The organism is Candidatus Pelagibacter sp. Uisw_094 (assembly GCF_047729535.1).
Lineage (GTDB): Bacteria > Pseudomonadota > Alphaproteobacteria > Pelagibacterales > Pelagibacteraceae > Pelagibacter.
The window spans coordinates 1,012,550-1,037,063 of the sequence record NZ_CP159823.1 but is presented as its reverse complement, the minus strand read 5'-3'; the positions used below and the strand labels follow the sequence as shown (position 1 = coordinate 1,037,063).

Below are 24,514 nucleotides of genomic sequence, written 5' to 3'. Positions count from 1 at the left end.
ATGACAATTAACTTTAAATCACCAGAAATAAAAGAATTACAACCAAGATTATTAGTAGTGGGAGTTGGTGGAGCAGGTGGAAATGCACTTAATGAAATGATTGATAATGGGCTTCAAGGAGTAGAGTTCATAGCGGTAAATACAGATGCTCAAGATTTAAAGTTAAGTAAAGCTAAAGCAAGAATTCAAATTGGTCTAAGTTTAACAAAAGGTTTAGGTGCTGGAGCAAAGCATGACATAGGTCAAGCAGCTGCAGATGAATCTTTGAATGAAATTGTAAATACACTCCAGGGTGCAAACATGGTTTTTATAACTGCTGGTATGGGCGGTGGAACAGGAACAGGTGCTGCACATGTTATTGCAAGAGCTGCTAAAGAATTAAATATTTTAACAGTAGGTGTTGTAACTCTTCCTTTCTTATATGAAGGGCCATCAAGAATGAGAAGAGCTCAACTAGGCCTAGAAGAATTAAGAAAACATGTGGATACAATTATTGTAATTCCAAATCAAAATCTATTTAAGGTTGCGAATGAACAAACTACATTTGAAGAATCTTTTAATCTTTCAAATAATGTTTTAATGCAAGGTGTACAAAGTGTAACTGATCTAATGGTTAGACCCGGTATAGTTAATCTAGATTTTGCCGACGTTGAAACTGTAATGGCTTCAATGGGTAAAGCAATGATGGGAACTGGTGAAGCCGAAGGAGAAGGTAGAGCAGCTAAAGCAGCAGATATGGCAATTAGCAACCCATTGATTGATGATTATACATTAAAAGGTGCAAAAGGATTACTAGTAAATATTACTGGTGGTAAGGATCTTAAACTTTTTGAAGTTGACGAAGTTGTAAATAAAATAAGAGCTGAAGTAGATCCAGAAGCTGAAGTAATTATTGGTGCCATTACATCTGGAGACCTTGATGGAAAAATCAGAGTATCAATTGTTGCAACAGCATTAGATGGGCAACAACCAGAAAGTAAATCTGTAATCAATATGGTTCATAGAATACAAAATAGAAACCCTGGTTATTCAGATTTTAACAGTGCAAGTTCTGCTCAATCGCTTAATTTTTCACCTACGATGACTAGCCCTATCTCACATGGAGCAAATGCATTAAAGTTAGAAAATGAAATAATTGCAGAGCCAGTTACAAACACTGCATCATCAGAAATGATGAATGAGCAAACTAATACCAATCAAGAAGTTGAAAGTATTGTTGAAAATAATCAATCAAATGATTATGAGCAATCTTTTTTAGAGGAAGCACTCACAACAACACAACCTGAAGAAAACAGCCCAATAGAGGAAGAGCATGTTTCTAATGGACTTGAAAACTTTGGTGTAGAAGGTGAAGACGCTCCAGATTTATTTAGTTCGGATGGTGAAACTTCAGAGACAGAAGGGTTACTATCTACTGAAATTTCAGAAAACGTTTCAGAAGATGATGATCTAGAAATTCCAGCATTTTTAAGAAGACAAAAGAATTAATGGTCTTCAAAAAAATAAATGATAGCCACCATAATACCAGATGTGAGAAATCATTATCCAGTATTGCTAAGTGAAATAATTAGTATTATTACCCCTCAATATGGTGGCACATTTATTGACTGTACGTTCGGTCAAGGTGGATACACAAAAAAAATATTAAACTTTCCAGAAACAAAAGTAATTGCATTAGATAGAGATTCTGAGAGTTCTAAAAAAGCTCAAGAACTTCAAAAAAGTTTTGAAGATAGGCTGTTATTTAAAAATATTAAATTTAGTCAACTAAATAATTTAAAGTTAAGGGATGAAAATATCAAAGCAGTAATTTTTGATTTAGGGTATTCACTAAATCAGATTAAAGACCCAAAAAAAGGTCTTTCATTTGATAGCATAGGCGAACTTAATATGAAAATGGGTATAAATGATTTTTCAGCAAAAGAAGCCATTAATCAATTAGATGAAAAAGAACTTACAAAGATATTTAAATATTTTGGTGATGAAGCAGATAGTAAGAGAATAGCACACAATATCGTTGAAGACAGATCCAAAAGAGAAATCACAACAGAAGAGCTAGTTAGAATTATAGAGTCTTCGAAAAGAAAAAGAAATTATAAGACGCATAGTGCAACTAAAATTTTCCAAGCATTAAGAATATTTGTAAATAAAGAAATTAGTGAATTAATTTATGGATTAATTAATGCAGCTAAAGTTGTTAAAAAAGATGGTGTTATTGTAGTTGTAACATTTCATTCTCTAGAAGATAAAATTGTTAAATATTTTTTTAAAAGTTTGTCTGAAAATAAAAGTGTTTCAAGACATATGCCAAAAACTGAAGAAAAATTAAATTTATTTAAATCTGTTATAAAAAAACCAATAGTACCATGTGATAAAGAAATTAGAGAAAATCCATCCTCTAGATCAGCCAAGTTACGTTATGTAATTAAAAAAGAAGATTTTTTCGATTTTGAAACAGATATCTTGGATAAATTTAAACATTTAATTGACATTGAGAATTTGTCAAAAAAACTATGAAACAATTAGTTTTAGTTGTTATTTTCGTATTAATACTGATCACATCACTTGTTAAAAATTCTACAAAAGAAATAGAAGATCAAATTTTTGTAATCAATGAAAACATAAGACCTTTAAAATCAGAACTTGAAGATGTGCTGCTTGAGTTTAATTATCTAAGCTCCCCTGAAAAATTAGTTCAATATCAGACACAATATTTTGAAAAAGATTTAATTAAAATTGAAATTATGAATATTAAAGAAATCACTAAAAATAATGAAAATTTAGAAATAAACGACTTAATAAGCAAGAGTGTAAATGAATAATAAAAAAAATATTATTCTAGAAGAATATGAAAATGAATTTTCATATAAAAAAAGTAAAACAAATTTAGATATACAATTTAATAGAATAGCTTTTATTTTTTTTGTTTTCTTAATGATTTCAGTAATTTATTCAATACAATTGCTTCATTTAGGCTCATTAAAAGCAGAAGATAGCGAGAAATTCTTAACTGTAAATAAAAACCATAGAGCAGACATACTTGATAGAAATGGAAATTATTTAGTTAAAACAGTTAAGTCGATAGATATTGGTATTAACCCTATTGAGGTAATTGATAAAAAAAAACTCTTAATTAATTTACAGTTAATATTCCCAAATAAAAACTATGCTGAAGTCATAAAAAAACTTGAAAAAAATAAATTCTTTTATTTTGAAAAAAAAATATCTTCTCAAAACTATGAAAAAATCATGCTACTTGGAGATAAATCGATTAAATCAGAGGAAAAACTAACTAGAATTTATCCTCAAAAAAACCTCTTTAGTCATATTATTGGTCAAATAGATGATGACAATAAAGGTATATCAGGACTTGAAAAATCTTTTAATGAAAAATTAAAACAAACAAGCGAACCACTTAAATTAACAGTAGATACTGACATACAATTTTTAATTAGAGAAGAATTGGTAAAGTTTCAATCTATATTTAGAAGCAAAGGTAGTACTGCAATTTTGATGAATGTTAATAATGGAGAAATTATATCTATGGTTTCATATCCAGATTTTGATCTTAATAAAAGAGAGAAGATAGTAGATCTTAACTTTATTAATAGAGCAACAAAAGGAGTGTATGAATTAGGATCAGTATTTAAAACTTTTACAGTAGCTGCTGGATTAGAGGAAGGTTTAATAGATATTGATACAGAATTTTTAAATTTAGAAAAAAGACTACAATGTGGAAAAAGTAGCATATCTGAATATGATAACAAAATACCATCTGATCTTACAGTAGAACAAATTTTAATTAGGTCTGGAAATATAGGATCTGTAAGAATTGGACAAAAATTAGAAATTATTAAATTAAAAGCTTTTTTAGAAAAAATTGGAATCCTCAGTAAAATAAATTTTGACATAGAGGAAGTTGGAGAGCCAATTCCATTTAAGTGGGGAAAATGTAAACTTGCAACTGTGTCTTTTGGGCATGGAATAACTACAACTCCACTACAGCTGGCAAAAGCTTATGCAATAATTTCAAACGGTGGTTTTGCTGTTGAGCCCAGCTTAATAAAAAATGAGTTAAAAGATTATCAGAAAAAAAAAAGAATAATCAAAGCTGGTATTTCAGAGAAAATAAACCCTATACTTAGAAAAATTGTAACTACTAAAGAAGGTACAGCGGGATTTGTAAACATTGAAGGTTACGAAGTTGGTGGAAAAACTGGAACTGCCCAAAAAACAATAGTAGGCGGCTATTCTAAAGCAAAAGTTAATACATTTGCAGGTATTTTCCCAGTCTCTAACCCTAAATATGTGCTGATAGTTTTACTTGATGAACCGAAAACATCATCAGATTACGTATATGAATATAAAAATAAAAAAGGTTCATACAAAGGAACTCCATTTAATACAGCGGGGTGGACATCTGTTGAGGTAGCTGGAAAAATCATAGAAAAAATTGGGCCTATTTTGGCCACAAAACATATGGAAAATTAATACTTATATGTTGATTGGCAAATTCCTTAAAAATATTAAAAAAGAATTTCGAAATCATCGGTTTCCTGGCCTTAGTTTTAATAGTGCAGATTGTAAAAAGGATTATATTTTTTTTGCAATTAAAGGGACAAAATCAGATGGAAATAAATTCATTGATCATGCAATTAAAAAAGGTGCAAAAACAATTATTTCTGAACAAAAATTTGAAGGCATGAAAAATAAAGTATTATTTTTAAGATCAAAAAATGTTAGAAAATTATTATCAGAATTATCGTATAAGATAACAAAAAATAAACCAAAAAATTTAATTGCTGTAACAGGAACAAATGGAAAATCATCAATTGCAGATTTTTATTTTCAACTACTCAACTTAAGTAATAAAAAAGTAGCTTCTATTGGAACATTGGGAATTAGGACAAAAAATAATTTAAAGAATGTTTCTAATACTACATTAGATCCAATTGGATTAAGCAAAATATTAGATGATTTAAAAAAACAAAGAATTGACAACGTTATATTGGAAGCTTCTAGTCATGGACTAAAGCAAAATAGACTTGATGGCTTGAAATTTAATACTGCAATTTTTACAAATTTATCTCATGATCATTTAGATTATCACAAAACATTTAATGATTATCTTAAATCAAAATTGTATCTATTTGAGAGGTTATTAAAATCAAGAGGAAACATTATTACCGATAGTCAAATTCCAGAATATAAAAATTTAAAAAAAATATCACTAAATAATAAATTTAATCTTCAGGTTTTATCAAAAGGTACTAATGGAATAGATATTTATTCACATAAATTTAAAGATGATAAACAAATAATTGAAATTACACACAATCAAAAAAATTATAAATTGCAAACATATTTAATTGGTAGAATTCAATTAAAAAACTTATTTATGGCAATGCTTGCTGCTAAAAAAAGTAATTTAAGATTTGATAAAATAGTGAAATTTGCTTCAAGGGTAAAATCAGCAAGTGGCAGATTTGAAAAAATGGGAACTTTAAAAAATAAATCAAAAGTTATTTTAGATTATGCTCATACACCTGATGCATTAAATACTTGTTTGTCTAATTTGAAAGAACAATTTGAAAATAAAAGAATTTTCATTGTATTTGGATGTGGGGGTAATAGAGATAAAGACAAAAGACCCATGATGGGAAAAATAGCCAATCAATACTGTGACAGAGTTTATTTAACTGACGATAATCCAAGAGATGAAAATCCACAAAAGATAAGATTAGCTATTAAAAAAACCATTGATAAATCTAAAATCTTTGAGATTGCTAGTAGGTCTGAGGCTATTCATAAGGCTATATTTGATTTAAATACTGGTGATATTCTAGTTATTGCAGGCAAAGGTCATGAACAGACGCAAGATTATGGAAAGTTTGTAAATAAATTTTCTGATAGATTGGAAATACTACAAAATATTAAATTAAAAAATAAAACTCTGTCGACTAATCTTAAAGTAAATATTTTAAAAGAGATTAGCAACTCTCCTCAAATTAATTCAAATATAAAAATAAACAATGCATCAATTAATTCTAAAACAATAAATAAAAATGACATATTCTTTGCAATAAAAGGAAATAATAAAGATGGAAATTTATATGTTAACGAAGCTTTCCAAAATGGTGCATCATTAGTAATAGCTAATAATCAAAAAAAATCTAAAAAAAAAATTATAGTAGATAATACGTTACAGCTTTTAACAGAGGCCTCATCAAAACTAAGAGAAAATTTATCTAGTAAAATTATATCTATAACAGGCAGTTGTGGAAAAACCTCCCTTAAAGAATTGTTAGGAAAAACTTTAAGTAAGATTAGTAATGTAACTTATTCACCAAAATCTTTTAATAATAAATTTGGAGTACCGTTAAGTTTATTTAATCTGAGAGAAAATGATGAATTTGGTGTTTTTGAAATTGGAATGGATAGAAAAGGTGAGATTGATTATTTATCAAAAATTATTAAACCTGATGTTGGTGTTATTACAAATATTTCCTATGCACATATTAAGAATTTTAAAAATATTCATCAAGTAGCCCTAGCAAAGTCAGAAATTATTAATAATATAAAAACAAATGGATTTCTTGTTTTAAACCAAGATGACAAATTTTATAATTTACATAAAAAAACTGCTAAGAAAAAAAAGATAAATATTCTTACATTTGGTTTAAAAAATAAATCAGCAGATATTTTTTTAAAAAAAATAGTTAAAGAAAAATCTAAATATAAAATATTTGTAAATATTAATAAAAAACAAACTTATTTTTATGTAAGATCAATTTTTGAAAATAATTTAAAAAACTTATTAGCGGCAATTGCAATTATATCAATCTATAAAGATACACAAAAATTAGATAAAAATATATTTTTTGATTATGAGATAGCAAAAGGCCGTGGAGATATAATAAAAATTAAATTAAATAAAAAAAGTATTTTTATTGTAGATGAAAGCTATAACTCTAATCCGTTATCATTAAAATCTGCTATAAAAAATTTTGATGAATTAAAAATTAATAACTCTAAAAAAAAATTAATTCTGGGTGATATGCTGGAGTTAGGAAATTATTCAAAGAAGCTACACTTAGAGATTGGGAAAGAAATTAATAAAACTTCTCTTAAAAATATTAATGTAATGGGCAAACATATTTTATATACTTATAAAAACCTAGATAAACACCGTAGAGGGGTCACTTTGAAAGATAAGTCCAAAATAATTGATTTGATAAAAAATGATTTAAATAATAATGATTATTTAATGATTAAGGGTTCAAACTCTACTGGACTTAACAATCTAGTTAACAAATTAAAAACTGGTAAGTTTAATGCTTTATAGTCTTATTACTCAATTAATTGATCAATATAGTTTTCTAAATGTATTTAAGTATTTAACATTTAGAACGGGACTTTCAATGTTTACGTCAATGTTTGTGGTTTTATTAGTAGGCAATCCTTTTATTAAATTTTTTTCAGCAAGAAAAATCTTAAATCCAATAAGAGATGATGGTCCTACTGAACATATAGTTAAGAAAATTGGAACGCCAACAATGGGGGGTGTTTTAATTTTACTTGGACTATTTTCAGGAATATTACTTTGGGGTGATCTATCAAATTATCATATATGGTTTTTGTTATTTATTGTCACAGGGTTTGGGCTATTAGGTGCATATGATGATTATAAAAAAATTAAGTTTAAAAATTCATCTGGCGTATCATTTAAATTTAAAATTATTTCTCAAATTTTAATAGCATTTGTTGGAATTTTTGGTTTAACTCAGTTATCTCAAAATATTGAACTTACAAACTTGTATTTTCCTTTTTTTAAAAATTTAATTATTAATCTTGGATGGTTTTTTATTCCATTTTCTATTTTTATAATTGTTGGATCCTCTAATGCAGTTAATTTAACAGATGGTTTGGATGGCTTAGCAACAGTGCCGGTGATATTAGTGGCAGCATGTTTTGCATTTATTAGCTACGTAACTGGTAATATTGTATTTTCAGAATATTTAAATATTCCCTATCTTGTAGGTATGGGAGAAGTTTCAGTTTTTTGTGGATCAATCATAGGAGCTTGTTTAGGATTTTTATGGTTTAATGCACCACCTGCTAAAATATTTATGGGTGACACTGGCTCATTAGCATTAGGTGGATCTTTAGGGGCAATTGGTATTATTACTAAACATGAGATTGTTTTAGCAATAACAGGTGGGTTATTTGTACTAGAAGCTGTGTCAGTTATAATTCAAGTATTTTCATTCAAATTAACGGGTAAAAGAATTTTTAGAATGGCACCTATACATCATCATTTTGAAAAAAAAGGTTGGGCAGAATCAACAGTTGTAATTAGATTTTGGATTATATCAATAATCTTAGCAATGATTGGATTAGCGACATTAAAACTTAGATGATGTTAAATCTAGAAAAAACCTTTTTTAAAAAAAGAATATTGATTTATGGTCTAGGTAAAAGTGGTCTATCCACTTATAGTTTTTTAAAAAAAAGTAATGCTATTAGTTTATTTGATGATCGAATAATTGTTAAAAAAAAAATTAAAGATTCCCACACAACATATAAAGAAATAACTAAAAAAGAATTTGACTATATTATAATTAGTCCAGGTATAGACATTAATAAGTGCAAATTAAGTAGATTTTTAAAAAAAAATCATAAAAAAATTTATACAGATTTAGACATTTTTTATAGTCGATATGCTTTTAATCAAAAAATAACTATTACAGGTACAAATGGAAAATCAACTACTGCTAAGCTTTTGCACGATATATTAAAAGACCAAAAAAAAGATGTTCGTTTAGTTGGCAATATAGGTAATCCAATTTTACTGGAAAAAAAGATCAAAAAAGACACTCTATTTGTAATTGAGGCTTCATCTTATCAACTAGAATATAGTAAGTTGTTTAAGACAAATATATCTATAATTTTAAATATTACACCAGATCACCTCGAAAGACACAAGACTATAAACAAATATGTAGGTGCTAAATTTAAATTAATAAAAAACCAATCTAAAAATGATATTGCAATTTTAAATACAAAAAATTTTTACATTAAAAGAGAATTAAAGAAAAAAAAATTTGCACCATCAATTCTGAAAATAGAAAAATATACAAGCGATAAGTTTATTAAAAAAATTAATAATTATTATTTTGATACAGATGGTAATAAAGAAAATTTGACATTTGTACTGAAGGTTTCAAAGCTATTAAATTTAAAAAATAACCTGCTATTAAAAACATTAAAAAATTTTAAAGGACTAAGTTTTAGACAAGAAATAATTCATAACTCTAAATTTTTAAAAGTTATTAACGATTCTAAAGCAACAAGCTTTTCTTCATCAGAAAAATTATTGAAATCATTAAAAAATATTTATTGGATAATGGGTGGGTTATCTAAAAAGGGAGATAAATTTTTACTTAAAAAAAATGATTGTAAAAACATTAAGTTATACATTTTTGGACAAAATCAAAATTTTTTTATTAATCAATTAAAAAATAAGATGGAATTTCAATCATTTTTAAATTTAAAGACTTTAATGGCTAAGATTTTTTTAGATATTAAAAATGAAAATAATTTTATTAAAAAGACAATTCTTTTTAGTCCAGCATCTGCATCATTTGATAGTTTTAGAAACTTTGAAGAAAGAGGAAAATATTTTAATAAACTTATAAAAAAAAATATAAGATGATAAATATTAATTCACTCAACTTAATGTATTATAACTGGTGGAAAAATATAGATAAAACAATTTTTTTATTAATAATATTTTTATTTAGTTTAGGTTTATTTTTTTCTTTAGTTTCAACTTCATTAATTGCTTCTGATAAATTAGATACAAATAATTATTTTTTCTTTTTTAAGCATCTGACCTATATTTTTATTGGGTTTGCAACTTTAGTATTTTTCTCTTCTTTAAGTGAAAAGAATCTTTTTATAATTTCTATTTATCTTTTTTTTGTTACTTTATTTCTATTATTTTTAGTTCCAATTTTTGGTACTGAAGTTAAAGGATCAAAAAGATGGTTGAATTTTTTTTTCTTCCTCAATTTCAACCAATTGAATTATTAAAACCATTTATAATTATTTTTGTAGCAACAATTTTATGTAGTGAAAAAAATTATAATATTTATATCAAGTATTTATTGACTATTATTGCTATTATCCCAACTTGCTTACTATTAATAATTCAGCCCGACATCGGTCAAACGTTGTTGGTATTTTTATCTTGGGCAATATTAGTTTTTGTATCTGGCATAAATCTACTATTCATTTTAATATTTATAAGTTTTGCTATTTTAACGCTGCTGTATGTGGTTTTTTTTATCCCAAAATTTATTTATATAAAAAGTCGTATTCTATCTTTCTTTAACCCTGATGGAGGAACGCATAATTTTCAATCAGATAAAGCTATAGAGGCAATCAGTAGTGGTGGTTTTTTTGGCAAAGGAATTGGAGAAGGAACTTTAAAAACAAGGGTCCCAGAGGCTCATACCGATTATATAGTCTCAGTTATTTCTGAGGAGTTCGGTGTTGTCGCAATAATATTGTTATTAATCTTATTTTTATTCTTTATTTATTCTGTTTTTAAAAAAATTTACTTAGAAAAAAGCGAAAAAAATAAACTAGTGCTAACAGGAGTAATAAGCCTAATAATTTTTCAAGCACTAATACACCTTGGGGTAAATATAAGGCTATTTCCCACAACAGGAATAACATTGCCATTTTTAAGTTATGGGGGTTCTTCAATTGTAGGAGTTTCTATATTATCTGGAATAATTTTAAATTTAACAAAAAGAAAAATGAATTAAATGAATAAAAAAATATTGATTAGTACCGGTGGATCAGGAGGTCATGTTATACCTGCAACTATAATATATAAACACTTAGAGAATAATTTTGATGTTTCTATGACATCCGATCTTAGGGGTGTTAAATTTTTAAACAAAGATGAATACAATTTAAAAATATTTAATGTAAGGCCAATTTCAAAAAATTTACTAACATTGCTATTTGATTTTCTTTCAATGATAGTTTTGATCTTAAAATCTATTATTTTTTTAAGAAAAAATAAAATTAATATATTAATTTCGACAGGTGGATATATGTCGCTACCCCTATGCTTAGGTGCTAAAATTTTAAATATTAAGTTGTTATTATTTGAACCAAATATGGTTTTAGGTCAATCAAATAAGCTATTTATAAGTTACTGCCAAAAAATATTTTGCTATTCTAATAATATCAAAAAATTTCCTATTAAGTTTAAAAATAAAATTGAAGTAATTCCAGCATTATTAAGAAAAATTTTTTACGATAAGAAGGATAATAATAATTCCTTAGATAAAATTAATTTACTTATAATAGGTGGCAGTCAAGGAGCTAAAATATTTGATGATTTAGTTAAAAATACGATTATTAAATTATCTAAAAAATATAAACTTAAAATTTATCAACAAACTAGTTCTATTAATTTTGAAAGTTTTAAAAAAACTTATGAAAATAACAATATTAATTGTGAATTATTCAATTTTAATGATGATGTTATAAACTTTATGAAAAAAACAGATTTATGCATTACTAGAGCAGGTGCATCAACATTAGCTGAGTTAAATTTTACCGAGATTCCGTATTTAGCAATACCTTTGCCAACCGCAAAAGATAACCATCAATTCGAAAATGCTTATTTTTATAATAAACTTGGCTTTAATTGGTTGCTAAATCAAAAGGAAGTAGATGAGAAAATATTACTCAATAAACTAATTAATATTATTGATAATAAAGAAGAATATCTTGCTAAAAAAAAGAACATGAAAGATTTTAACTATGAAAACACATGGAATAATATAAATCTAAAAATTATATCTGTTATTAATGAAAATTGAATTAGCTAAAACTGAAATTATACATTTTGTTGGTATAGGGGGTATCGGTATGAGTGGCCTTGCACTCATTATGAAAAGAATGGGGTTTAATGTCCAGGGTAGCGACGTCCTTGCAAATAAGAATATTGAAAGATTAAAAAAAGATAAGATCAAAATTACAATTAGACATACTAAAAAAAATATAGCAAAAGCAACAATTGTTGTCATTTCATCAGCTATTAAAAATAATAACCCTGAATTAATTGAAGCTAAACTAAAACAATTACCTATTTATAAAAGAGGAGAGATGTTGGCAAATATAGTCTCTTTAACAAAAAATATAGTTGTTACAGGTTCACATGGAAAAACAACAACTACGTCTCTATTAGCCTCAATATTTTCAAAAACAAAATTGGACCCAACAATTATTAATGGCGGTGTCCTTAATGCAATAAAAAATTCTGCAAAACTAGGTAAAAGTGATTGGTGCATATTAGAAGCTGATGAGTCAGATGGTAGCTTCATACATGTACCACCAACTTATTCTATAGTAACAAATATTGATCGTGAGCATATGGATTTTTATAATTCAATGAAAGATCTTAAAGAATTATTTATTAAATTTATCAATAAAGTCCCTTCGTTTGGGAAGTCTTTTATTTGTATAGATGACAAAAATAATAAAGATTTATTAAGTAAATTAAAAATGAAGAATTATTATACATATGGAATTGAGCATAAATCACATTTTTGTATTAAAAATATAAAACAAGAAAAAGAATATTCTCAATATGACCTAGCTATAAATTTGCCAGGAAAAAAGAATTTAGATATAAGAAAAATTAAATTACCATTATTAGGAATTCATAATATTAGAAACTCCACAGCAGCAGTAGCTGTGGCATTAACAATTGGAATATCACAAAATATTATCAAAAAAGGATTAAGAGAATTTAAGGGTGTTCAAAGAAGATTTAATAAAATTTTTACACATAGAGAAACTAATTTTTATGATGATTATGCCCATCATCCAACTGAAATTAGAGAAGTGTTAAATGGTGTGAGGGCTGCTTATAAGAAGGAAGAAGTAATTTGTATATTTCAACCACACAGAATTTCCAGACTAAAAGATCTTAAAAAAGAATTTAGTTTATCATTTAAAAAAGCTGATGTTGTAATATTATGCCCCATATATACAGCTGGAGAAAAAATAAAATTAGGTTTTAAATATAATAATTTTGCAAAAGATATTATTAAAAATTCAAAAGTAAAACTGTTTATGGTTGAAAATCAGTATCAATTAGCAAAATTTATTAAAAATACTATTTTTGGTAAAAAAATAGTTGTTGGTATGGGTGCAGGCACAATTTCAACATGGATGAGACAATTACCAGAATTGATCAAATGAGCATTGAAGAAATAAAAAAATTTTCTAATGAAATTAGTAGTAAAATTCACTTTGATTATGATTTAAAAAAGAGCAATTGGTTTAATATTGGTGGACAAGCCAAAGTTTACTTTAGACCGGATAGTTTGCCTGACTTAATTTTATTTTTAAAAAAATTTGGAGAAAAAGAAAAAGTATATATCTTAGGTGCGGGCTCGAATACTCTTATAAGTGAAGAAAAATTTGATGGTGTTGTTATCAAGTTAGGAAAAAATTTTTCCAATATCTCCATATTACCAAATGATGTCATAATAGCAGGCAGTGCCTGTCTTGATAAAAAACTTTCTGATTTTGCGCTGAATAATGGAATAGGTGGATTTGAATTTTTAGCATGCATACCAGGTACTATAGGTGGGGGGCTAAGGATGAATGCTGGATGTTTTAATAAAGAATTTAAAGATGTGCTAGTATCAATCCAAGCAATTGATAAAAATGGACAGGTTTTAACAATACCAGCGAGTAAAGTTATATTCAAATACCGAAGCAATGATTTAAAAGAGGACTTAATTTTTTTAAGTGCATCGTTTAATGGATCAAGAAAAAATAAAGAAGAAATCGAAAAAAAAGTCTTAGAATTAAAGAAAAAGAAAGATAATACACAACCAACAAAATTAAAAACAAGTGGCAGTACATTCAAGAATCCAATTGATCAAACTGATAAAAAAGTTTGGGAATTGATAAAAGAATCTGTAGCACTAGATACCAGTTTTGGAGATGCTCATATTTCAAATAAGCACTGTAATTTTTTTGTAAATAAAAATAATGCTAGCTTTGAAGATATGAATAAATTGATTGAATTTGTTAAAAAAAGTGTGGAAAGAAAAACTGGAATAGTATTAGAAAAAGAAATTAAAATTTTAAAATAAAATGAAAAAAAAAATCTTAATATTATCTGGTGGTATATCCAAGGAACGGCTAATTAGCCTAGATACTGGAAAACAAGTTGCTAAAGAGTTAATCAAAAATGGATATAAGGTTTTAATTAGTGAGCCTGATAAAAATTTATCAAAGGATATTTCATTATTTAAACCAGATGTTATTTTTAATGCGCTACATGGACAATTTGGTGAGGATGGATACATTCAAACAATTTTAGAGACTAAAAAAATTCCATATACCCACTCAGGTATAATTGCATCATCTATAGCAATGGATAAAGAAATTTCAAAAAAAATTTTTATAAAAAATAAAATACTTACTCCAAAATATATTAAATTTAATCATAAAAAAAATAAGCTTAATATTATAAAATTAATTGAAAAAAAATTAAAATTCCCTGTAGTAGCAAAACCTATAAATGAAGGATCCAGTGTTCATGTATATATTTGTGACAAGACTAATATAATAAAAAATCTAAAAGCATTAAAAGGGTATAATAAAATATTAATTGAGGAATTTATACCAGGTAGAGAAATCCAAGTTGCAATAATGGATAATAAAACACTTGGTACAATTGAACTTGAACCTAAAAGAAAGTTTTATGATTATGAGGCAAAATATAATTCTAGCGCTAAGACCAAGCACTTAATTCCTGTAGATTTGAGTAAAAATAATCTAGCTAAAATTACTAGCATAGCAAGAGAAGCACATAAAATTATAGGCTGTAAAGGCGTTACGAGATCAGATTTTAAATTTTTTAATGAGAAGTTTTATTTACTAGAGATTAATACTCAGCCTGGAATGACTAAACTTTCATTAGTCCCTGAGATTGCACAACATAAAGGTATAAGTTTTATAAAATTAATTGAATGGATTCTAAAAGATGCGTCAATTAATAGGTAAAAAAAATAAGATAATAATTTATTTATTATTTTTATTCATTTTAAGCACGACTAGTGCAAAGTTTATAAACGATCAAAAAAAATTGTCTTCATCAATAAGTAAAATTAATATTACAGGTCTTTCTGAGAGAAAAAATTCAGAGATCTTAAATAACCTTAATAACCTTTTATACAAAAGTATATTTGTCATTAATGAAGATGAAATAAGAAAGATTTTAGAAAAACATAATATTATACAAGAGTTTAATATTAAAAAAATTTACCCATCAACACTTAACATTGAAATTAAACCAACTAAATTTATTGCTCGAGTTTCTAATAATAGTCAATATCTAGTAGGTGCTAATGGTAAATTAATTGAAGATAAAAGTAACAATGAGCTACTCCCATACATCTTTGGTGAATTTAATTCTCATGATTTTTTGTCATTTAAAAAAAATATCGAAAAATCTATGTTTTCTTTTTCAAATTTAAAAGAATTATCTTTTTTCCCATCAGGTAGGTGGGATATTTTAACTGATAAAGATATTTTGATTAAGCTACCACAAGAACATATTGTAGCGTCATTAAATTTATCTAAAAAACTTATCAATAATGATAATTTTAAAGATTATAAATTTATTGATTTGAGAATAAAAAATCATTTAGTTGCCAAGTAATGAGTGATAAAAAATTTCAAACAATAATTGACTGTGGCTTTTCAAAAATAAGAGCAGGTGCATTTAATGAAGAAGGCAAGAATAATCCTTTTTTTATTGAGAGTAATTTTTATACAGAACAATTTAATCTTAAATTAGATATTCAAAAAATTATTGCATCACTAGAAAAATCCACAAATGAATATATTGATAATATAGATTTGATGATAGATAGTTCAAAAACGATTTCTGTTGCAATTTCTGTATTTAAAAAAATTGAAGAACTGAAATTAAGACAAGATGATATATTATTTTTAATTCAAGAAGCAAAGCAGCAAATAAAAAAATATTATTCAGATTATTATATTGCACACATAATTATAAATAATTATAAGATTGATAATGTTGATTATTCTGAGTTACCAGATGAAATTGATTGCCAATTTATATCACTAGATATTATTTTTATCTGTCTTCCAAGCGAGTCAGTGCTTAGCTTTAAAAACATTTTTTCAGAATTAAATATATCAATTAATCAAATAATTTGCTCTAGTTATGCAAAATCAATAAATTATAAAAATAATTTAAATTTAACAGGAGAGGTATCTTTCATTGATATTGCTTTTAAAAAAACATCAATTATTTCCTTTAACAATGATAAATTGATCTTTTTGGACGTTCTGCCAATAGGTGGAAACCATATTACTAAAGATATTTCTCTACTTTTAAAAATTGATATTAAAGAAGCAGAAAAACTTAAATTAAATTTTGAAAAAAATAACGCACATGCTGATAATCCAAATTTTTCTTTGGAAATGCTTCAAAAAATAGCTTTTGCTAGAACAGAGGAGATTTTGGAATTATGTGATAAATCTCTTGCCTCAAATACGAAGATAAATACCGATTCTAAGATGATACTGATAGGAGAAGGATCAAAAATTTTAGATAATAAATTTAAAGATAAAATTTCATTTTCTAAAGATATTGATTTTTTAGAGGAAACCCTAGGGGATGTTTGTCAATCTGGGTACAAACTAAGAAAAATATATAACAAACAAGAGGTTGTAGTTGTACCAAAAAAACAAATAAAACAGGGTTTTTTTGAAAAACTTTTTCATTTTTTAAAATAGACTAGTATTTTCTTGTAACATTTGTTGTTTTTCTAAATTTAAATCAATTATTTATAAGAACAATAATGTCTGTTCTTAATCAAAAAACTATCAATAGAGATGTTACCTTTAAAGGCGTTGGACTTCATAGTGGAGTAAATGTAACTATGACTGTAAAGCCAGCAAAACCAAATTCAGGAATTCTTTTTAAAAGAGTTGATCTAAAAGAAAATAATATAGTAATTCCGAACATTTTTAATGTTAGTAGTGCAGTATTTTGCACAACCATAGCAAATGAAAGTGGAGTTAGCATATCAACAATAGAACATTTAATGGGAGCATTATATGGTTTAGGAATTGATAACGCTTTAGTAGAGATTGATAATCAAGAAGTACCAATCCTTGATGGATCGGCAAAACTTTTTATTGAAGAAATATCAAAAGCTGGAATAAAAAATAGTGAATCACCAATAAAAATAATTAAAATTGAAAAAAGAATTGAATTTAATGATGGTAAAAAAACAATTTCTATAGAGCCAAGCAAGGTTAGTTTGGATATAGATTTTGAAATAAAATATGAAAATAGTTTAATTGGAACACAAAGAAATTTTGTAAATGTATTTGATTCAGATTTGACTGATATTTATAATTCAAGAACCTTCTGTCTTTTTGAAGATATTGAAAAGTTAAAAGAAATGGGATTAGCACAAGGAGGCAGTCTTGATAATGCATTAGTTGTTAAGGAGAATAAGATTTTAAATGAAGAAGGTCTTAGAAATAAAAAAGAATTTGTAAACCATAAGATTTTAGATTGTATTGGAGATTTGTATCTAGTGGGTTATAAAATAATTGGAAAGATTGTTTGCTCTAAAGGAGGGCACAAATTAACTAACCAATTATTGAGAAAAGTTTTTCAACAAGACGAAAATTTTTCATTAATAGAGATTACGGAAAAACATTTGCCAAATACCCTGATAAATAAGAGTCACCTAAGGTCTATAGCTTAAAAAATAGAGTTTTATTCACAATCTGTTAGAATAAGATAATGCTTTCAAAATTAAAAATTATACTTCTTTTAATTACTTTTATCTTTATTTGGTCTTGTGGAGATAAAACAAAAAAAATATCTGAGATTGTAGAAATAGATATGGAAATGCAAATGTCTGATGCATACAAAGAAGGCTATTTTGAACTCCAAAGAGGAGATGTTTTGTTAGCAGCTAAAAAATTTAATGAGGCCGAGTTGTTATTTCCACAGTCAACCTGGGCAGCAAAATCTGCAATTATGGCAGCCTATGCATATTATACTCAAGATTATTACAGTGATGCAATTTTTGAGTTAAAAAGATATTTAGTAACATATCCAAAACATAAAGATAAAGTTTATGCACACTTTCTTTTAGGTATGAGTTTTTACGAACAAATAGTTGATGAAAAAAAAGACTTAAAATCAATACTAGATTCTAAGGAGCAATTCGAAACTATAATTAGAGATTACCCTAGCACAGAATTTGCCATGGATGCTAAGTTTAAAATAGATTTAATTAATGAAATTTTGGCTGCAAAGGAGATGTACATAGCTAGATATTATTTAAAAAAAATTAAGTGGATTCCAGCATTAAATCGATTTAAGACTGTTGTTAAAGATTACAATACAACCATTTATACAGAAGAAGCCCTTCATAGATTGGTAGAGATTAATTATAGACTTGGATTGATAGAGGAGTCAAAAAAATATGCAAACACTTTAGGATATAATTATCAATCTTCTGATTGGTATAAAAATTCTTACAAAGTATTTAATAAAAATTATAGAGATGGAGTAAAAGAATTAAAAAAAGATAAAAAGAAAAAGACAGGTTTAATAAAAAGATTTAAGGGATTATTCGAGTAAAATGAATGATAAAGACCTTGAAATCGAATACTTAAAAAAAATTGATTTATTTCAAAGATATAACAAGTATTATTATGATAAAGACAAACCTATTGTATCAGATCAAAAATTTGATCTTTTAAAAAAAAATATAATAGATCTAGAGAATAAATACAAATTTTTAAAAAGTGAATATTCTCCTGCTAAATCCATAGGATTTAAACCATCAAAAAATTTTCAAAAAGTAAAACATAAAGTTCCAATGTTGTCACTTGGAAATGCTTTTAATGAAGAAGACTTAAAAAATTTTGAAAAAAAAATAATTAACTTCTTAAGTTTAAAAGATATAAATTCTATCGAATATAGTGCCGAACCAAAAATTGATGGAATATCAGCATCGTTAATTTATATTAATGGAAAATTAACTAAAGGACTTTCTAGAGGAGATGGCAATGAAGGAGAGGATATTACGCAAAATTTAAAAACAATTAAGGATATACCTTTAGAAATTACAAAAAACAATTTCCCTAAAGAAATAGATATTAGAGGTGAAGTTTTTATAGAAAATAATGATTTTAAAGAAATTAACGATAAGTTTGCAAATCCTAGAAATGCTGCTTCTGGATCACTAAGACAAAAAAATTCATTAATAACAGCAAAAATTCCACTGAAATTTATTGCCTACACATACGGTTATGAAAAAAAAATGAATATCAATAATCAAACAAGTTTTTTAGAAAGTTTAAAATTATGGGGTTTTAAAACAAACCCATTTAACAAAAAAATTATTGGAATTAAAAACTTAATATTAAATCATAAAGAATTAGAGGAAAAAAGAAAAGAGTTGGCATTTGATATAGATGGAATTGTTTATAAAGTTAATGATTTTGACTTACAAAAAAGATTAGGTTTTGCTGCTAATGCGCCTAGATGGGCGATAGCACATAAGTTTTCAGCAAATAGCTCTATTTCAGAAATAATGAATATTGAAATACAAATTGGTAGAACGGGGGCACTTACCCCGGTTGCAAAAATTAAACCAGTTAATATAGGGGGAGTAATAGTTTCAAATGCAACGCTTCACAATGAAGATGAAATTGTTAGAAAAGATATAAGAGTAGGGGATACAGTCACCGTTGAAAGAGCCGGAGATGTAATTCCACATGTAGTTTCAGTAGATTTAAAAAAAAGAAAACAAAACTCAAAAAAATTTATTTTTCCTCTAAAGTGCCCATCGTGTGGAAGCAAAACAATTAAAGATTATAATGAGACAACTAAAAGACAAGATGCTGTAAGAAGGTGTGCTAGTGAGGGGTTTGAATGTGAAAAAATTGCCATAGAGAGAATTAAACATTTTGTTTCTAAAGATGCATTTAACATAGAAGGGTTTGGGAAGAAAATTGTTGAAAATTTTTGGAACCTAAAATTAGTTAGACTTCCACAGGATATATTTAAACTTAATTATAATAAAATAGAAGAACTTGAAGGATGGGGAAAATTATCAGTTGCTAATTTAAAATTTTCAATTGAAGAAAAAAAAAATATTTCTCTAGAACGATTTATTTATTCATTGGGTATAAGGCATATAGGACAAGAAAATGCTAAGCTTCTCGCAAGACACCTTAAAACATCATCTAATTTTTTTAGACTATCAGGGGAAAATAATACTGAAAATTTATCTAATATTGACGGAATTGGAATAACACAAATTCAGTCTATCAAAAAATTTTTCTTAAATAAAACTAATCTTATAGTGCTGTCTGAACTAGAAAAAAATTTATTAATCAAAGATGTAATTTTAATAAATAATAATGGGCTATTAAAAAATAAAACTTTTATGTTAACTGGAAAGTTAAATGGAATTAGCAGGGCAGAAGCAAAATCATTGATAGAGAAAAATTCAGGAAAAATAATTAGTAACGTTAATAAAAAACTTAATTATTTAATTGCTGGTGACAAACCAACTTTAAAAAAAATAAATACAGCTAAGGATTGGAATATAAAAGTTATTAGTCAAGCAGAATGGTTAAAAATGTTAAATAAGAGTGGCTAACCACTTTCTTTCTTTTTCATTAAGCAAACTAGAAAACTCTGAATAAATATTCAAATGATATTTAAATAAATAGTTTTTTTCTGTTTTATCTAATATCTCATAGTTAATTAAGTCTTTTTCTAAAGGAGCAAGTGTGAGGTTTTCGAAATTAAAGCTTCTTTTGGCTTTTTTAGCATAGATTAAGTTTTCAATTCTAATACCAAAGTAGTTTTTTTTATAAAAACCAGGTTCATTGCTTAGGATCATTCCATTTTTAATCTTTATAGAATTATTTTTTGAAATCGATTGAGGTCCTTCATGAACATTTAAAAAAAAACCAACCCCATGTCCTGTTCCATGAGCATAATCTTGACCTTCTTTTTTTAAAAATTTTCTAGCTTTTATGTCTATTTTTTTACCAGTGTCATCTTTATTCAAGTTTGTTAAAGCAACGGCAATATGGCCTTTTAATACGTTTGTATAAGCATTTTTGATAAATTTGTTTTGTTTTGAGAATGAAATAGTCCTTGTAACATCTGTAGTACCGTAATGATATTGCCCGCCAGAATCTACCAATAAAATATCGCTCTGTTCAATTTTTTTAGTTGTTTTTTTATTAGCTCTATAATGAACAATTGCACCATTTGAACCAGCGCCAGCAATGGTATCAAAACTTGGAAATAAATAATCTTTATTTAGCTTTCGAAATTTTTCTAATTTATTTTGTGCATACACTTCTGTTATTTTTTTTTTATTAACATTTTTAATCCAATAAATAAATCTTGTTAATGCTAAGCCATCTTTTTTATGGGCTTCAATCATATGTTTTATTTCTCTGGGATTTTTGATTGATTTTAGTTCATAAACAGGATCACCATATTTAAGTATATTAAATTTTGATTTAATTATTTTTTCATAAAAGATTGAGCAAGTTTTATTATCAATAATAAAATTTTTACCTTTTAAATTATCTAAAAATTGTGGAAGTGAATTGATTGGTAAAATTTGTTTCTTTTTAATTTTTTTTTCTAATAGAAGATTTTTTAAATTATTTTCATTTGCTATTAAAAACAATTCCCTTTTTTTATTTAGTATTAATCTAGCATTTGCAATTGGGCTATTTGGATTGTCATATCCACGAATATTTAAAAGCCATGCTACATTTTCAGGCGCAGAAATGAAACAATAATCTGCTTTGTTGTTTTTAAGAAATCTTACAACTTTAGAAATTTTAGAACTATATGACTCACCTACAATTTTCGTGTCTAGAGAATAGAATGGTTTTGTATATTTTTCTTTAAATCTAAATAGTTGGTCAATTAAGTTTTGATCAATAGAAATTAAGTTATTATTTATAAAATATTTACTAAGTAATTTGGATGTAAATAGTTTTGGGTCGTAACCTAAATTAAAATTTTTAATAATTGTATGAGGTAGTTTTTTATGAATTTCAATTATCTTAAAATTTTTAGATGATTGTTGATGCGCTTGAATAGTATACCTTCCATCAACAAATAAATAATTTTGTTTTTTTAAAACTATTGCAAAACCTGCAGAACCTGAAAAGCCTGTAATATTTTTTAACCTATCATTTTTTGCATATTCAGAAAAATATTCATCATTTTTTGGAATAATATAGCCATCAATGTCATATTGTTTGAATTTTTTTCTTAAATTTGTTATTTTTTTTAAAATCATTTAATTCTTTTTTGATATCTTATCCATCCAGGACTTCTAGTTCCTTCTTCAATCTCAAAATCTTGATTAAACTCAAAGTCTTCTTCATTATCTTTAGAGTCGTCAAAAAAAGAATTTTTTTCTAAAAATTTTTCTGGTAACTCTTCAATAAACCTTGAAGCCATACTGTCTATCCAATTTCCCTGATAAAACCTATTCATAGCAAAAGATATAAGTGCCTTTTTTTTGGCTCTTGTTATTCCCACGTAAGCCAATCGCCTTTCTTCTTCAAGCCCATTTTGGCCTTTTTCTTCAATAGATTTTTGGTGTGGAAAAAGACCTTCTTCCCAACCTGGTAGGAAAACTACATCAAATTCAAGTCCTTTAGATCCATGCATTGTCATCATGTTAACTTTTTCCCCATCCCAATCTTGATCAACTGAAGTAGCAAGAGCAACATGTTCTAAAAAACTTTCTAAATTGTCAAAATCTTTCATCGCACTTAAAAGTTCTTTGATATTTTCAAGTCTGTTTTCATTTTCTAGATCTTTTTTGTTTTTTAACATACTTGAATAGCCAGATTCATCTAAAACTAATTGTAATAATTTAACATGGTTAATTTTTTTAATATTAATGTCATTCCTCCACTTATCCATGAGGAATAAAAAAGAGCTAAGACCAATTCTAGTTTTGGGTTTAATTAAATTCTCTTCAATTAATTTTTTAGAAGCAATTTCCAAACTAACAGAGTTCTCTTTAGAAAACTCATGTATTAATTTTATAGTACTTTCACCAATTGCTCTTTTAGGATTATTAACTATTCGACCAAATGCCAAATCATCTTTTGGTTGGTGAATCAATCTTAAATAGGCAACACAATCTTTAATCTCCGCTCTTTCATAAAATTTTGTACCACCAAGAATTCTATAAGGTAAGCCAATTTTTAAAAATCGTTCTTCAAACTCTCTTGTTTGGAAAATAGCTCTAACTAAAATAGCAATATTGTTAAAAGAATATTTTTTTTTAATTTTTTTTTCAATTTCATCAGAAACTCCTATTGCTTCATCTTTTCCATTTTTAAAACAATTAAGTTTTACAAGATCTCCTTCCTCCATAGTTGTCTTTAAAGTTTTTCCAACTCTGTTTTGATTATTAGCTATCAGATTTGAAGCAACAGATAATATATTTTGTGAAGAACGATAATTTTCTTCTAATCTTATTACTTTTGAATTTTTATACACTTGATCAAATTCTAAGAAATTTTTTATTTCTGCTCCACGCCAACTATAAATAGATTGATCATCATCTCCAACACAGCATAAATTTTTATGCTTTTCTGAGAGTAGATTAAGCCATCTACTTTGAATATAATTAGTGTCTTGATACTCATCCACAAGTATATATTTAAAATTGTTTGAATAAATATTTCTTATGTCATGGTTTTTTTCTAAAATTTTAACCACATGTAAAATTAAATCTCCAAAGTCACATGCATTTAAATCTAATAACTTTTGTTGATAAATTTTATAAAGCGGGAGTATGGTTCTTTCAAAAATATCATTTTTATTGATTACAACTTCATCTGGATAGAACCCTTTATTTTTCCATCTATCAATTATTGAAAGAATAAATTTTGGGGCTAATTGTTTAATGTCTATATTTTCAGCTTTACATATATTTTTGATTAATCTTACCTGGTCATCTGTATCAATAATTGTAAAATTAGAAGTTAATCCAGCCGCAGGTGCATGTTTTCTCAGAAGCTTTGCGCATATAGAGTGAAAGGTCCCAAGCCATGAAAGCCCTATAGCCTCAGAATTTAGTATAGAACTTACTCTGTTTTGCATTTCTTTTGCAGCTTTATTAGTAAAAGTCACTGATAAGATTTGGTTTGGAAAGGCCTTTTTTTCATTGATTATATGAGCAATTCTTGAGGTGAGAACTTTTGTTTTTCCAGATCCTGCTCCTGCAACAATTAGTAACGGTCCATCAAGATATAAAACAGCTTCTTTTTGAGCATTATTTAGATTTTTTAAATATTCAGAGTTTATCATTTTTTAAATTTCATTATA

General features: G+C 26.4%; 20 protein-coding genes. 18 read left to right on the top strand and 2 right to left on the bottom strand.

Annotated elements, in window-relative coordinates; all coding sequences use genetic code 11:
• The 18 genes from ftsZ to ligA all read left to right on the top strand — a co-directional run bounded on the left by ftsZ (window position 1) and on the right by ligA (window position 20,786).
• Window positions 1–1,488 carry a cell division protein FtsZ gene (ftsZ, locus tag ABXT72_RS05675; protein WP_415277993.1) on the top strand — a complete coding sequence of 496 codons (1,488 nt, stop codon included), beginning with the start codon at window positions 1–3 and terminating at the stop codon, window positions 1,486–1,488.
• 18 nt (window positions 1,489–1,506) lie between these two features.
• Window positions 1,507–2,517, top strand: a complete 1,011-nt coding sequence (gene rsmH / locus ABXT72_RS05670; protein WP_415277992.1) for a 16S rRNA (cytosine(1402)-N(4))-methyltransferase RsmH — start codon at window positions 1,507–1,509, stop codon at window positions 2,515–2,517.
• Window positions 2,514–2,822 (top strand): cell division protein FtsL, encoded by a 309-nt coding sequence (locus ABXT72_RS05665; RefSeq protein ID WP_415277991.1) that lies wholly within the window; start codon window positions 2,514–2,516, stop codon window positions 2,820–2,822. Before rsmH ends, ABXT72_RS05665 begins: the two co-directional genes overlap by 4 nt.
• A complete protein-coding gene (locus ABXT72_RS05660) occupies window positions 2,815–4,491 on the top strand; it encodes a peptidoglycan D,D-transpeptidase FtsI family protein (RefSeq protein ID WP_415277990.1) in 1,677 nt (558 codons plus the stop codon). Before ABXT72_RS05665 ends, ABXT72_RS05660 begins: the two co-directional genes overlap by 8 nt.
• Window positions 4,492–4,498: 7 nt before the next feature.
• Window positions 4,499–7,345, top strand: a complete 2,847-nt coding sequence (murF, locus tag ABXT72_RS05655; protein WP_415277989.1) for a bifunctional UDP-N-acetylmuramoyl-L-alanyl-D-glutamate--2,6-diaminopimelate ligase MurE/UDP-N-acetylmuramoyl-tripeptide--D-alanyl-D-alanine ligase MurF — start codon at window positions 4,499–4,501, stop codon at window positions 7,343–7,345.
• Window positions 7,335–8,420 (top strand): phospho-N-acetylmuramoyl-pentapeptide-transferase, encoded by a 1,086-nt coding sequence (gene mraY / locus ABXT72_RS05650; RefSeq protein WP_415277988.1) that lies wholly within the window; start codon window positions 7,335–7,337, stop codon window positions 8,418–8,420. Before murF ends, mraY begins: the two co-directional genes overlap by 11 nt.
• Window positions 8,417–9,715: a UDP-N-acetylmuramoyl-L-alanine--D-glutamate ligase gene (murD, locus tag ABXT72_RS05645; protein ID WP_415277987.1), complete on the top strand. Its 1,299-nt coding sequence runs from the start codon at window positions 8,417–8,419 to the stop codon at window positions 9,713–9,715. Before mraY ends, murD begins: the two co-directional genes overlap by 4 nt.
• Complete coding sequence (locus ABXT72_RS05640) at window positions 9,712–10,095, top strand: FtsW/RodA/SpoVE family cell cycle protein (protein WP_415277986.1); 384 nt, start codon at window positions 9,712–9,714, stop codon at window positions 10,093–10,095. The genes murD and ABXT72_RS05640 overlap by 4 nt, the downstream gene beginning before the upstream one ends.
• Entirely contained in the window at window positions 10,047–10,835 is a 789-nt protein-coding gene (locus tag ABXT72_RS05635; protein ID WP_415277985.1) for an FtsW/RodA/SpoVE family cell cycle protein, read from the top strand. Before ABXT72_RS05640 ends, ABXT72_RS05635 begins: the two co-directional genes overlap by 49 nt.
• Window positions 10,836–11,906: a UDP-N-acetylglucosamine--N-acetylmuramyl-(pentapeptide) pyrophosphoryl-undecaprenol N-acetylglucosamine transferase gene (locus tag ABXT72_RS05630; RefSeq protein WP_415277984.1), complete on the top strand. Its 1,071-nt coding sequence runs from the start codon at window positions 10,836–10,838 to the stop codon at window positions 11,904–11,906.
• Window positions 11,896–13,293, top strand: a complete 1,398-nt coding sequence (murC, locus tag ABXT72_RS05625; protein ID WP_415277983.1) for a UDP-N-acetylmuramate--L-alanine ligase — start codon at window positions 11,896–11,898, stop codon at window positions 13,291–13,293. Before ABXT72_RS05630 ends, murC begins: the two co-directional genes overlap by 11 nt.
• On the top strand, window positions 13,260–14,198 hold the full coding sequence (gene murB / locus ABXT72_RS05620; RefSeq protein ID WP_415277982.1) for a UDP-N-acetylmuramate dehydrogenase: 939 nt from the start codon (window positions 13,260–13,262) through the stop codon (window positions 14,196–14,198). The genes murC and murB overlap by 34 nt, the downstream gene beginning before the upstream one ends.
• Before the next feature lies 1 nt (window position 14,199).
• Complete coding sequence (locus ABXT72_RS05615; protein ID WP_415277981.1) at window positions 14,200–15,114, top strand: D-alanine--D-alanine ligase; 915 nt, start codon at window positions 14,200–14,202, stop codon at window positions 15,112–15,114.
• Complete coding sequence (locus ABXT72_RS05610) at window positions 15,095–15,772, top strand: cell division protein FtsQ/DivIB (RefSeq protein WP_415277980.1); 678 nt, start codon at window positions 15,095–15,097, stop codon at window positions 15,770–15,772. Before ABXT72_RS05615 ends, ABXT72_RS05610 begins: the two co-directional genes overlap by 20 nt.
• Window positions 15,772–16,881 (top strand): cell division FtsA domain-containing protein, encoded by a 1,110-nt coding sequence (locus ABXT72_RS05605; protein ID WP_415277979.1) that lies wholly within the window; start codon window positions 15,772–15,774, stop codon window positions 16,879–16,881. Before ABXT72_RS05610 ends, ABXT72_RS05605 begins: the two co-directional genes overlap by 1 nt.
• 65 nt (window positions 16,882–16,946) lie before the next feature.
• Entirely contained in the window at window positions 16,947–17,867 is a 921-nt protein-coding gene (gene lpxC / locus ABXT72_RS05600; RefSeq protein WP_415277978.1) for a UDP-3-O-acyl-N-acetylglucosamine deacetylase, read from the top strand.
• A 38-nt stretch (window positions 17,868–17,905) separates the two neighbouring features.
• Window positions 17,906–18,754: an outer membrane protein assembly factor BamD gene (locus ABXT72_RS05595; RefSeq protein WP_415277977.1), complete on the top strand. Its 849-nt coding sequence runs from the start codon at window positions 17,906–17,908 to the stop codon at window positions 18,752–18,754.
• Between the two features lies 1 nt (window position 18,755).
• Window positions 18,756–20,786: an NAD-dependent DNA ligase LigA gene (gene ligA, locus ABXT72_RS05590; RefSeq protein WP_415277976.1), complete on the top strand. Its 2,031-nt coding sequence runs from the start codon at window positions 18,756–18,758 to the stop codon at window positions 20,784–20,786.
• On the opposite strand, the gene ABXT72_RS05585 is transcribed toward ligA, so the two are convergent.
• Both ABXT72_RS05585 and ABXT72_RS05580 read right to left on the bottom strand, forming a co-directional pair.
• On the bottom strand, window positions 20,769–22,463 hold the full coding sequence (locus ABXT72_RS05585) for an aminopeptidase P family protein (protein WP_415277975.1): 1,695 nt from the start codon (window positions 22,461–22,463) through the stop codon (window positions 20,769–20,771). The genes ligA and ABXT72_RS05585 overlap by 18 nt on opposite strands.
• Entirely contained in the window at window positions 22,460–24,496 is a 2,037-nt protein-coding gene (locus tag ABXT72_RS05580; protein WP_415277974.1) for an ATP-dependent helicase, read from the bottom strand. Before ABXT72_RS05580 ends, ABXT72_RS05585 begins: the two co-directional genes overlap by 4 nt.
• Between the last annotated feature and the right edge of the window lie 18 nt (window positions 24,497–24,514).